The 14,322-nt window shown below is 72.4% G+C and carries 1 protein-coding gene (only partly in view); it reads left to right on the forward strand.

What is annotated here, in order from left to right; all coding sequences use genetic code 11:
• Window positions 1–71: 71 nt before the first annotated feature.
• A protein-coding gene (locus IM778_RS03165) for a Calx-beta domain-containing protein (RefSeq protein WP_194410651.1) crosses the window boundary here: on the forward strand, window positions 72–14,322 show its start. It continues 17,417 nt past the right edge of the window; only the first 14,251 of its 31,668 coding nucleotides appear in the window; it begins with the start codon at window positions 72–74; the stop codon falls past the right edge of the window.

The following is a 14,322-nucleotide window of genomic DNA, read 5'->3' on the forward strand; positions in this document are numbered from 1 at the left end:
GGGGGAGCCGCGAAGCGGATTGAAGTGCACCGGCGCGTTGTCAAGTTCGTCCATCGAGCGACAGGCGCGTCATGGTTCGGGGAGAGGGAACGGAGCGCTCTCAGAGCGTCACGTTCGGCGTACTCGCGTACGCGACGGCGATCGTCGTCGGCGTGAGCCTCGCCGTCCCGTTCGGCGTGCCTCTCGCGCCCGCGCCCAGCGCCGTCGTCACGGTCGTCCCCGACAGCGGGGCCGAGACCGAGCCGGCGGCCGCGCCCGCAGCACGGATCTCCGGCGCGACGACCTCCGACGCGGCCACCGACATCGTGGGCCAGGCGGCGTTCCTCAACGTGCGGCCCTTCGATGCCACCGCCGGCGGCGAGCCCGCGACGGAACCGGCCCCCGAGCCTGCACCCGACCCTGCGCCGGCCCCTGAGCCCGCACCCGAGCCCGCACCCGAGCCCGCTCCCGCGCCGACACCCGAACCAGCTCCCGAACCGGCTCCGGCCCCTGAGCCCGCACCGGCGACACCGGCGCCGGCTCCGGCACCCGACGTGGTGCCGGCCGAGTCTGCGCCCGCGGTGGCCGTGGTCCCCGCGCCGTGGACCGTGCAGATGACGTCGACCGCGTCGACGCTCGTGTTCCACGCCGACGGCACCGTCACCTTCGAGGGCGTCACGCGCTCGCTCGCCGAGATCTCGGAGATCCGCGTGGTGGGCACGGGCGGCGACGACACGTTCACGGTCGACCTCGGCGGGACCGACCCCGGAATCGCGATCCACTTCGACGGCGGGGCGGGCTTCGACACGCTCGCCACCCACGGCGGGGGCGGCGTCGTCTCGCACGCGACAGACGCGTCGAGCGGCTCGATCGCCCTCGGCGCGACCGTCGTGCACTACGCCGGCATCGAGCCGATCGTCGACACGACCCCCGGCAGCAAGACGCACGTGCTCACGGCCGGCGGCAACCAGGCCGAGCTCATCGAGGACCCCGACAACGCCGGACGCCTGCTGCTGAGGTCGATCGGCGGCGACGCGTTCGAGCAGTTCAGCTTCGTCCCCCCGACGTTCGGCGGCGAGCTGCTGCGCATCGACGGCGGCGACGGGCACGACTCGATCGTGGTGCGCGGATTCATCAACCTCGTGCAGGCGGCGTTCGAGCTGCTGTTCGAGTCGATCACGTTCGACGGCGCCCAGGTGACGGCGGGCTCGGTGACGCTCACGGCCGCCGAGACCAACACCGACGGCGTGCCGCTGAACGTGGCGGACTGCACGGACTTCGACGACTTCAGCATCCTGGGCTGCATCGACCACGATGCGACGGCCGAGGTCGTCATCGACGGCAGCACGATCGACACGACCGGCGACGTCACGATGACCGCCGACGCGACCGTCATACCGGACGCCTCGGCCGCCACGGCGTACGCGGTGCTCGTGAACTCGACGGCGACCGTCGACGTGCGCGGCGCGTCGCGCATCACCGCGGGCGGGAATCTCACCGCCGCGGCCCGGTCCACCGTCGGTCCGTTCACGCTGAACAAGCAGTACGGCGACGCGGCGATCGTCTTCTCGACCGCGACATCGCGGATCGGCGGCAGCACTCTCCTCGACGTGGACGGCACCGCGACGATCAGCGCGACCTCGACGGTGACCGCCGGCGCGACGCCGCAGGCGGACGCGTCGAAGCAGGAGGCGCCGGGCTCGTACGACGCGGCCGTCGCGATCGTCACGGTCTTCGCCGATGCGGTCGGCAAGATCACCGAGACCGCGCGGGTCGTGGTCGGCGGGGCACTCGGCATCGCCGCGTCCAACACGGCGACCCTCACCGGCGTCGGCGACGCGAAGGACGCCGCCAGCGGCGCCGGCGTCGCGGTGGTCTACCTCGAGCAGTTCACCGAGGCCGCGATCGACTCGACGAACGCGACAGGCTCCAGCGCGGCATCCGTCTCGATCCTCGCCGAGCAGGTCTCGACGGTCACGGCGCAGGCGAAGGCCGGCAAGGGCGGTGCGACGCAGAACAACAAGCCCGCCAACGGCGCCGGCCGCGGCGACGGCCAGTCCGCGACGAGCGACGGCGCGATCGATGTCGCCGGTGCGATCGCCGTCGCGATCCTCGAGAACGTCACGCGCGCCCACATCTCGGGCGCGAAGGTCACCACGACCGGAGCCCAGTCGGTCGTCGCCCACGCCAAGAACACCGTGGTCGCCGACGGCGACGGCGGCACGACCGACGGGACGGGCGGATCGAGCGGGTTCGGGCTCGCGATCGGCGTCGCGCTCATCATCGCCGACCTGCTGACCGAGGCCTTCCTGCTGAACGCCATCCTCAGCGCACCCGGCGGCATCACTGCGACCGCCGCCGAGCCGGCGACGGCGGAGTCGTCGTACACGGCGACTGCCGTGTCGGGCAAGAAGTCGTCGGGCTCCGTCTCGATCGCCGGCTCGCTCGGCGTCGTCAAGAAGGACGCCCGCACCTCGGCGCAGCTGAGGGGGACCGGCGCGTACGGCGGAAGCGCCGTCACGCTCGGTGCGCGAGGCAGCCACCAGAGCACCTCGAAGGCCACCGCCAAGCAGGCCGGCGCCGGCGACAACGGCAGCGCCGTGGGCGCGGGCGCCTCGGTGGCGCTGACGCTGGTGCGCACGACCGTCGAGTCGGGCGTCGCCGACGGCGCCAGCCCGGCGGGACTCGCCTCGCTCACGGTCACCGCGACCGGCATCGACCACGCGACGACCGAGACCATCGGCGGCGCCGACGGCGGCACCAACCTCTCGCTCACCGGTGTCGCGAGCATCGCGATCCACAACGTCCTGACGGTCGCGCGCATCCTCGCCGGTCCGGCGCTCACTGTGGGCGGCGCGATCACCGCGACCGCCGACCAGACCGCGAAGGCGACGACGAAGGCGACCGGCTCGACCGGCGCCGGGGCAGGGGCGACGCTCGGCGCGGCGATCGCCTTCGCGCTCACGTCGGCCGACCACGAGGCCTCCGCGAGCATCGGCCGCGACGTCACCGCGCAAGGGGCCGTCACCGTGACCGCCGAGGGCGTCTCGACGACGGCGACGTCCGCCGAGGCGAGCGCGCAGGGCGCGCCCGGCGAGTCGGGCGGCAGCGGCAAGGACGCCACGGGCAAGGACGCCAACACCAAGTCGAACGACAAGCTCGGCAATGCGTCGGGCCGCACGACCGGCGGCGCCGGCGGCGGGTCGACGACGCCGCAGGCGCAGAACGAGGACGGCACCACGGTCAGCGTCGCCGCGGCGATCGCGTTCAACCTCGTCCGCTCCGTGACGACCGCGTTGCTCTTGGACGGGGCGTCGCTGACGACGACGGGCGCGGCATCCTTCCTCGCCAAGAACAACACGGATGCCTCGGCCACCGCCAAGGGCACCTCGACGAACTCCAGCTCGGTCGGCATCGGCGCGGCCCTCGCGGTCAACAAGGTGCGTCTCATCAACCAGGCGAGCATCGGCGTGGGCGCCTCGCTGCAGGCGGCGAGCCTCACGCTCAGCGCCACGGTGAAGCAGGTCGCCGCCGACGCGACGCACGCGTTCGAGGCGACGGCCGAGGCGGGCGCCGGCAACACCAGCGGCACGCTCGGCGTGGCAGGAGCCTTCGCGCTCAACGTCGTCGAAGAAGACACGACGGCGGCGATCCTCGGCAGCAGCGCCCCCGGTCCGCACCCGGGCCCCGAGCCGGTCCCCGGCATCGCGATCGTGGGCGGAGGAGCGGTCACCATCACGGCGGGGTCCAAGAGCACCGACAAGGCCTCGGCGAAGGCCACGCAGTCCGGCGGCGCCACCGTCGGCCTCGGCGCCTCGCTCGCGCTCAACCTGCCGACGCACCGGGTGTACGCCGGCATTTCACCGGTCGCCGACCCGACCCGCGGCCCCCCGCTCACGGGAGCCGGAGCACTGTCGCTCACCGCGACCCACGACGTGACGCTCACGACCGAGGCTCAGGCCGGAGGCAAGTCGGGCACCGTCACGATCGTCCCCGCCGTCGCCATCGTCGTCGCATCCATCCGCACCCACGCCTCGCTCGGCGCGAGCAGCACCGCGCTCACCGCCTCGAGCATCACCGCCTCCGCCACCCAGAACGTCGCCGCGACCACGACCGCCAAAGGCTCGACCGTCGCAGGCAGCACCGCCGGAATCGGCGTCTCGCTCGCCCTGGCCGTTCTCGACGACATCGTCGCCGAATCCGCCAGCGCTCGCAGCATCGACACGACCGGCGCCGCCTCGTTCACCGCTCATCAGCGCGTCGACGTCGTGACCAAGGCCGAGGCCGCCACGAAGGGCGCGTCGCCGTCCGAAGGCTCGAGCGGCGGCGGCAAGGACGTCAACCAGAAGGCCGATGCCAACCTCGGCAAGGCCAACGAGAGCAAGCAGCAGAACGCCGGCGGCGGGTCGTCGACCTCGAGCACGCCGAAGGCCGCATCCGGCGAGAACAGCGGCAGCAGCGTCTCGATCGCCGGCGCCATCGCCATCAACGTCGTGAGCAGTCTCGTGCGCGCGTTCTTCGCCGACGGCATCACGGTGCACGCGGGCGGCACCGTGACCCTCGAGGCGCGGGGAGACACGGATGCCTCGGCCGAGGCATCCGGTGACTCCGCGACCGACGGCTCGGTCGGAGTCGGCGCCGGCGTCGCGGTGCAGTCGGTGACCATCGTCGTCCGGGCGACGACCGGTGACACCACGATCACGGCGACCGGCCTGAACGTCGTCGCCGGCATGCTCGCCGGCGACACGAACGACGTCGTGCGCCGCTGGAACGGCAGCGCATGGGAGGTCGTCGAATCGGGCAAGCAGCTGCCCGGCCCGTCCAAGGACGACCTGTACTTCGTGACGACGAACGCCGGCAGCGGCGGCAACGACGGCCTGTACAAGTTCGACGGCTCGAACTGGAGCATCGACACCGACGTCAGCCTCACCGGCACGGTCGACGAGCTGCCCGGCGCCGCGAGCGACGGCCAGTACTACCTGCTCAAGAAGGCCAAGGACGGTCACCCGGCCGGGAGCGTCTGGAAGCGCCAGGGCGGCGCGTGGGTGTTCGTGACGAAGTTCACGGTCAAGGAGAAGGCCGAGCTTCCCAAGGACGAGATCGCAGAGGGCGCGTGGTTCCAGCTGACCGAGGCCGACGGGTCGAACGCCGCGGGCTTCTACAAGCGCAACGGTCAGCACCAGTGGATCCTGCAGGGATCGGCGACCGTCGGCTCGGGCGATCAGCTGCCGTCGAGCCCCGCCATGGACGCGCTCTTCCGCCTCTTCGAGCACGAGGTCACCACGACCGCGCGGGCGGGCGCCAGCAAGGCCGACAGCGTCGGTGTCGCGGGTGCGCTCGCCATCAACATCCTCGACAACACCACCGAGGGCCTGGTCGCGACCGGCGCGACCGTGACGCTGAGCTCGGCGGCGAGCACCGTGGTCGGCCACAGCAACGAGCGCGACGCCGCGACGGCGACGAGCCGCGCCACGGTCGGGTCGGCCACCGGCGTCGGAGCATCGTTCGCGCTGCAGGTCATCGACGGCAGCGACGTGCGCGCCGAGGTGCAGAACGCCGCGCTGCTCACGGGGGGTGCGGGCCTCGCGATCACCGCGATCGGCCTGCGCGACCTGGCCACCAAGGCCGAGGGCGGCACCGAAGGCGGTACCGCGGTGACGCCGGTCGTGGCTCTCGTGGTGAGCGTCGACGACGACGTCACGGCGCGGCTCGGCACCGCGGCCTCGGGCTACACCGGCACCGGCGCCCTCGTGGTGAAGGCCACGCACGTGCTGTGGGTCACGACCGAGGGCAAGGCGGATGCCGCGGGCAAGAGCACGGCGGTGGGCGTGGATCTCGCGATCAACGCCGTCGTCGACTGGGACACGCTGGCAGAGATCGCCCGCAACGCCCAGGCGATGAGTGTCGACGTCCTCGCCGTCTCGGAGGCGCGGACGCAGGCGCGATCGGTCGCCAGCGCCAAGGGCGCCGAGGAGTCGGACTCCAGCGGCGACCAGAAGTCGAACGAGCAGGTCAACGGGTCGAGTAACCCGAACACGCAGGGCACCAAGGACTCGACGGCGGGGCTGCCCTCCTCGAACGGCGGCACGAACGGCTCGAACGGCGCCAACGGAGCGAACGACGCGCAGGCGGGCCAGTCGGGCCAGTCGGGCTCGCAGCAGAACAACACCACCGCGGTCGCGGCGGCCGTCGCCGTGAACTGGCTCGTCGCCACCTCGACCGCCCGCATCACGGGCGTGGTCGTCACCGCGACCACCGGCGCCGTGACGGTCCGCTCGACCCTGCTGCTCCACGCCTACGCGTTCTCGGTCGGGTCGGCGATCGACCTCGACTCGGGCGGCACGAAGGTCGGCGCGACGATCGGCCTGAACGTGCAGGACGCCGACAACATCGCGACGATCGGCGCCGGCGCGCACGTCACGGGCCAGACCGGCGTCACGGTGGCCGCGGGGCTGCCCGCCGGCGCCCGCAACGACTTCATCGTGTGGTCGTTCGCCGCGGGCGGCGGCAAGAGCACGAGCGTCGCCGGCAGCGCCGCGGTGCAGATCCTGCTGCTCACCACGAACGCGAGCGTCGGCGCCGGCGCCGAGCTCGACGCTCCCGCCGGCGGCATCTCGGTCACGGCGGCGCAGGCCGTCGGACTGCAGAACCTCGCGATCGCGGGCGCCCTGTCGACCGACTCCGGTTCGGCGATCGGCGGAGCGTTCCTCGTGAACTTCCTCGAGGTGAACACGCGGGCCTGGATCGACTCGAGCGGCGCCCAGCCCACCGCGGTCGATGCGAGCGGCGCGCTCGTCGTCACCGCGACGAGCACGCTCGTGCCCCTCGTGCCCAAGGTGCCCAAGCCCCTGGCCGGCAAGATCGACTGGCTGACGCTCACGAACGTCGCGATCGCGGGCGCGGCCAGCGCGGGCGGCGTCGCCGTGACCGGCGCCTTCATCGTCAACATCCTCAACTTCTCGACGCGGGCCTGGATCGGCGCGAGCGCCGCGGTGAACCAGGCCGGCGCCGTCGGCGGGGCGGCACAGGACGTCACGGTCCGCGCGCAGGACGACATCGAGGTCGTCGACATCGGCGGCACCCTCGCGCTCAGCAAGGACTCCGCGGGAGTCGGCATCACCGTGGTCGTCGAGATCTCGAACTCCGACGTGCGGGCGTGGATCGCCGACTCGGCCTCGGTGCGCGTGGGCGGCTCGGTCGTGGTCGAGGCGCTGTCGGCGGAGGACTGGTTCGTGCTCGCCGTCGCCGGCGCCGCGAGTGCGGGCTCGGTCGCCGCGACCGGCTCCGTCCTCGTCGTCGTCTCGAACCAGGGCGGCTCGTCGCCGCAGACCCTCGCCGAGATCGGCGACGCGCTGGTCGACGCGCTCGACGACATCACGGTGCACGCGCAGAAGACCACCTCGGCCGACCTCGCCAGCGGCAACCTCTCGGTGTCGACGAGCGGCGCCGGGGTCGGGGCATCCGTCACCGTCGTCGTGCGCGACAACCACGTCACCGCCCGTATCGACGACGGCGCCGACGTGCGGGCGCGCGACGACCTGACCGTCGAGGCGGAGCAGACCAGCGACTACCTCCTGCTCGCGGTCGGCGGCGCCGGCGGCCAGTCGGCAGGTGTCGGCGGATCGGTCACCGTCACGGTGCTCGACCACTCGACGACCGCCGAGATCGGCGACGGCGTCCGCGTCAACTGCGCCGGCGTGTCGTGCGCCAACACCGGCCCCACGCTCACCCAGAACGTCGTCGTCACGGCATCGGACGAGACCGACCTGCTCGCGCTCGCGGGCGTCCTGGCGGTCGGCGGCACCGCGGGCGTCGGCGTCGGCGTGGACGTGCCCGTCGTCACCAAGACGACCGCCGCCTCGATCGGGGCCTCGACGATCGTGCGGGCCAACGGCGACATCGTCGTGCGGGCGACCTCGCGCGACGACTACAAGTCGATCTCGGTCGGCGGCAGCGGCGGCGGCACCGCCGCGGTGGCGGTGAACGTCACCGTCCCGGTCATCACGATCACGACCACCGCCTCGGTGGGGGCGTCGGCCGACCTGCGCGCCGGCGGCAACGTGATCGTCTCCGCCGACTCCGCCCTCACCCTCTTCACGATCACCGGCAACATCTCGGTCGCAGGCACCGCCGCCGTCGGCGCCGGCGTCGCCGTGCCGGTCGTCACCAAGACCACGAGCGCGACCATCGGCGCGAACGCCCGCGTCACCTCGCTCGCGCTGGCCGGCCACATCACGCACTCGACCGTCAACGCGGGCAGCCACGCCACGACGGGCACCGATACCCGCTTCGACCCGCGCGGCACGCTCGGCGGCTGGCCGGTGCCGTTCCCGGGCAGCCCGTTCGACGGCAAGGGTCTGCAGGCCGACGGCGCGACGATCAACCTCGGTTACAACCACGGGTTCAAGGCCGGCCAGCAGGTCATCTACGACGCCGGCGGCGGTGCGCCGATCACGGGGCTCACCAGCGGCGCGACGTACTTCATCATCCCGGTGTCGGCGACCGCCATCCAGCTGTGCACGAAGCGCGGACCCCCGCTCACGCCGGGCTCCGACGAGTTCTCGTGCGCTCCCGGCTTCGCCGTCACGGGCCTTTCGCTGCCCGCAGGTGCGATCATGGGCGAGAACCACCGGTTCGTCCCCACCACCGAGCCCGGCGTCGCGTCGGATGTCTCGGCGAGGTTCACGGCGGAGCGCGCCGTGCACGTCGGCTCCAACTACATCGTGCTTCCCTACGTCCTCTACGAGGACGACGGCGTCACCCCGATGGTGCTGCACAACGGCGATCCCGTCGTCTACAGCGCCGGCGGCGGCACCCCCATCGGCGGGCTCGTCGACGGGGCCACCTACTACTTCTTCACGGCGAACCCCGCCGACCCGGTGAACCTCAGCCACGTGCAGCTGGTCCGCACGAAGTGCGAGGCGACCGGCAAGAAGGAAGACTGCAACACCCCGGCCGACATCGCGCGCGGAACCCCCATCGACTTCACGTCGACCGGCAGCGGACGCTCGCACAGCCTCGTCCCCTCGGGCATGCTTCCCGCCGGCCCCGGCTCTGAGGTCGGCCCGCAGGCCATCCAGGCTCCGGTGCGGACGGGCTTCGGCGGCGTCGCGGTCGTCGCGTCCAACAGCGACTACCTGGGCTCGATCGGCATCGCCGCAGGCGGCGCCGGCACGGCGGCCGTGAGCCTCTCCGGCTCCGTCGCCGTCGTCACGGTCCACACCACCGCGACGATCGGGTCCGGCGCCAAGATCAACTGCGCCGACGGAGACGCCGCGTGCTCCGCGAACAGCGGCTCGGCCGGCGGCAGCCAGTCGGTGCTCGTCTCGGCCGTGAACAGCTTCCGCACCCTCGGGATCGCGGCATCCATCGCCATCGGCGGCTCGGCCGGCGTCGGCGCGTCGGTCGCCGTCCGGGTGGTGGAACTGCACACGGATGCCTCGATCGCAGCGAACGCCGTGGTCAACGCTCGCAACAACATCGAGATCCGCGCCGACGCGCAGACCGCGGTGGTATCGGTCAACGCCGCGGCCGGCGGCGGCACCGTCGGCGTCGCGGGCACCGTGGGCGTGTCGGTCATCAAGGAGTTCACCAACGCCTTCACGGGATCGGGCGTGACCCTGCGGTCCGACAACAACATCGGCGTCTTCGCGAGCAGCGCCTCCAAGCTCATCCTCATCACCGCATCGATCGCCGCCGGCTTCGTCGGCGTCGGCGTGGGCGTGGGCGTCGCGGTCATCGAGAAGACGACGCGGGCGTACCTCGGCAGCAGCAACACCGTCATCGTCAAGGCGCAGGGCGGCGGGCTCTCGGGCGTGGCCACCGGCACGATCGGCGCGAACGGCTTCCCGACCGCCGTCTTCCGCGGGCTCGTCGTGCAGGCACAGTCGTACGAGAAGCTGTTCGGCCTGGTCGCGGGCGTCGGCGCCGGGTTCGTCGGCGTCACCGCCAACATCGGCGTCAACGTCTTCACCGTCATCACGCGGGCGTACATCGACGGGTCGACCACGGTCAACCAGGGCGCCGGAACGATCGTGGCCGGCGTGAACGACGCACAGGGCGTCTCGGTCACCGCCACCGATCAGTTCGACTCGGTCACTTTCGCCGGCGGCGTCGCGGGCGGCTTCGTCGGAGCGTCGGGTGGAATCGACATCGGCGTCGCGTCGATCACGGTCAACGCCTACACGGCGGTGGGCACCGACATCTGGGCCAAGGCTGTCGTCAAGGTGCAGGCCCTCGCGATCAAGAACGTGCAGTCGTACGCCGTCTCGATCGGCGGCGGCTTCGTGGGCGTCGCCGGCGCCGTCTCGGTGTGGTCCATCGGCACCGCGCCGAACGCGTCGTACTCCACCGATGCCAACGGGCCGCACCGCGGAGCGTGGAACAACACGCAGACCTATGCGGCAGGCGACGTGGTCACCTACGGCGGCCAGACGTGGGTCGCGAAGGTCAGCAGCACCGGCGTGCAGCCGGGCACCGACGCCGCGAAGTGGCAGCAGGACCAGCCGCAGACCGCGACGGACGGCGAGGGGACGAACGGCCAGCAGCAGGCCGACCAGGTCGCCTCGGGCAACGGCAGCAGCGGCCCTGCACCGGCGTGGAACAGCGGCACCGCCTACGACGAAGGAGACCAGGTCACCTTCGACGGCGTGCGGTACCAGGCCACGGCCGACATCACCGCCGGACAGCCCGACCCCGAGAACAACTCGAACTGGTACGCCGTCAAGGACGGCTGGAAGTCGGCGCTCGACGGCGCTCCGCAGGACTCGACCCCCGCCTTCGTGCTGGGCAGCGCCTACACGGCCGGCGCCTACGTCCGCTTCGGCGGTCACTACTACCGCGCCAAGGTCGCGATCGCCAACGCGAACGTCAACCCGAACGCCGACACCGCCCGCTGGGCGCTGGCCGACGACGACTACCGGTTCCGCGTGTTCGGCGGGGCCGCGGCATCCGACGGTCACGTCAACGGCTCGTACTCCGAGTCGAGCCCGACGCAGGACCAGTTCTCGCAGCCCGCACCGCCGTCCGGCGTCTCGGCCGGCATCTACGGCAGCGTGCACTCGATGCTCGCGAGCGTCGAGGTGCAGGCGCACGAGCGGGCCGACGTGTTCGTCCTCGCCGGCGCGGTCGCCGGCGGCGTCGGAGCCATCGGCGCCGGCATCGCGATCCTGACGGTCGCGGGCAACGTGAACGCGGGCATCTTCAGCGGCGCATCTGTCTCGGCCGCCGGCGCCGTGCGGGTCGAGGCATCCCTCGACGAAGACATCGAGGTGTTCGCCGTCACCGGTGCGATCGGCCTCGTCGCCGTCGCCGGTCAGATCCTCGTGATCACCGACACCTCGGCGGTCACCGCCCACATCGACACCGGCGCGACGCTGCCGCGGGCGAGCGGCGGCATCGTCGTCGACGCCGACTCCGACAAGACGGTCGCCGGCTACGCGGTCGGCATCACCATCGCCGCGGGCGGCGCCGGTGCGGCGGTCTCGGTCATCGACATCTCGGGCGACACGAGGGCCACGATCGGCGCGGTCCCCGTGGGCACCGCGGGCAGCGTCGGCGCCGTGAGCGTCACCGCCACCGACCACTTCACCCCGACCGCCTGGGCCGTCGGCGTCGTCGGCGGAATCGTCGTCGGACTCAGCGGCGTCGTCGCCGTCATCGAGTACTCCGGCACCACCCGGGCCGCCTCGTCCGCGACCTTCACCGGCACGATCGGCGCCGTCACGGTACGGGCCTTCGGTGACCGCGACACTCTCGCCGCGCAGACCGTCAACGTCGCCACCGGCGCGCTCGCCGTCGGCTTCACCGTCAACATCGCGACGATCTCGCGCCACACCGAGGCCGCGCTCGGCGGCTCGCTCACCTCGTCGGGCGCGGTGCTGGTCGAAGCGGATGCCGTCAACGTCGTCGTCGCGAACACCCCGGGCATCACGATCGGCGTCGCCGCGATCGCCGCGATGATCCCGATCGCGACCGTGTCGGGCCACACCACCGCCACCCTGAGCGGATCGGTCCTGGGCTCGGCGAGCACCACCGTCCACGCGATCGCCGAGAACCGCGCCAAGGCCGACGTCCTCGTCATCGGCATCTCGGGCGTCGGCGTCAACGTCGCGTTCGCCCAGGCCACGATCGCCGACAGTGCCGACATCGTGGCATCGGTCACCGCCGGGGCCTCGATCGCGTCGAGCGGGGCCGTGGTCGTCAAGGCCGAGATGAAGGGCGCGAACGCCCGCAACGAGGCGATCGCCGAGGGCGAGAACGTCGCCGCCGCCCTGTTCGCCGCGGCCGCCGTGTTCGCCGCGCAGGCGCACGTCGGCGGCGCACTCAAGGCCACGCTCGACGGCAACGTCACCGGCTCGGCGTCGGTCGCCGTCTCGGCGATCGGCAAGAACTACGCGAAGGCCGACCTCATCGTCGTCGCCGGAGCCGGCCTCGCGGGTATCGCCGTCAGCATCGCGGATGCCGAGATCACGAGCGGTGCGGTCGTCGAGGCGTCGTCCACCGACGCCGACGACAACCAGCAGATCACCTCGAGCGGCGCCATCAGCTTCACCGCGAACTCCACGAACACCGCGACGACGACCACCGGAATGGGCGCGGGCGGCGCGATCTTCGGCGCGGCCGTCTCGGTGCCCACCGCGCTCGTCTCCGCCGCGACCATCGCGAGCGTCGAGGGCAACCTCACGGCGGGAGCCGCCGGCGTCACCGTCTCGGCGACCAGCGCCAACAGCGCCACCACGAGCGTCGTGATCGTCTCGATCGGCGGCATCGGCTCGGCGGCCTTCAACTGGGCCGAGGCGCTCATCACGGCGGCCGCCGTCACCAACGCGCTGGTCCTCGCGAACTCGGCGGTCAGCGCCCCCGGCGGCGCGGTGCTCGTGACCGCGACGTCGGCCAACACCGCGAGCGCGACCACCACGGCGGTCGGCGCCGGCATCGGCGTCAGCCTCAGCGTCCAGATCAGCAAGGCGACCGCCGACGGACACACGACCGCGTCGTTCGACGGCGACATCCCCTCCACCGGCACGAAGACCGCGAGCCTCACCGTGCAGGTGCGCGCACGCAACCAGGCGGTGTCCGACGTCGACGTCGTCACCATCTCGGCAGGGTTCGGCGGTACCGGCGTCAAGGCCGAGGCGAGCGCGGGCGGCAACGCCGACGCGACGGTCGGCGCGAACAGCAGCGTGAACGTCTCGGGTGCCGTCTCGATCGACGCGCAGCTGACGAGCGCGAACGGCCAGCAGAACTACGCACGGGCGCAGGTGCACGGCGCCGCGGCGGGCGGCATCAGCGCCGGCCTCGTCTCGGCCCTCGCGACGGTGAGCGGCTCGGTGCGCGCGAAGCTGAACGGCGCCGTCGCAGGATCCGGCTCGATCACGATCAACGCCGACGCGACCATGGTCGCCGTCGCCGACAGCACCTTCGTCGGCATCGGAGGCATCGCGATCTCGGGCACCGAGACGCGCGCCATCGTCTCGGCCGACACCATCGCCGGCGGCGACAGCGGCAGCGCGTTCACGAGCGGCGCCTTCACCGTAACGAGCGACTCGACCTACACGGCGACGTCCGACTCCGACGGCCCGACGGTCGGGCTCGGCACGGTCACGGTGCGCCTGCCGATCGCCCGCGTGAGCGGTGCGACGAAGGCCAGCTACCTCGGGCAGGTCACGGGCGGCACCTCGGCTTCGGCGACGGCGAACTCGCACAACACCGCGACCGCCGACGCGTCGGAGATCATCGCGATCAGCATCGTGGGCGTGATCGTGGCGTACGCGCTCGCCGAGGTCACCGCCACGACCGAGGCCGCGATCGGCGGCGCGAACGTCGGCTCGGGCGCGGTGACGGTCTCGGCGACGTCGGACGACGACGCGACCGCCTACGCGGGCGGCGCATCGGGCGGCGGCCTATCGGTCGCGCTGCTGCAGCCGGAGGCGAACGTCACCGGCAACACGCGGGCCTTCGTCGGCAACAGCAAGACCGTCAACGCCGGCTCGCTCACGATCACCGCGATCGCGACGCCCGACGCCACGGCCGAAGCCAAGATGGTCGGCATCTCGGCCCTCGCCGACGTGCTGGTGTCGGGCCCGCGCGCGACGGTCGGCGGCACGACCGAGGCGTTCATCGGCTACGACGAGACGGTGAGCCTCGGGTCGGGGGCCGCGGTGCTCAGCGCGACGCGCACGGCGAACTCGACTGTGCTCGCCACGAACGTGTCGGCCTCGCCGATCAGTATCTCGTTCGTCGACCTTCAGACCACCACCGGCGGCTCGATCAACGCCTACATCGACGACCGGGCCGACGTCACCGCCGGGTCGGTGAGCCTCTCCGCCGGCGGAACCAGCA

This window comes from Microbacterium cremeum (genome assembly GCF_015277855.1).
Taxonomy (GTDB): domain Bacteria; phylum Actinomycetota; class Actinomycetes; order Actinomycetales; family Microbacteriaceae; genus Microbacterium; species Microbacterium cremeum.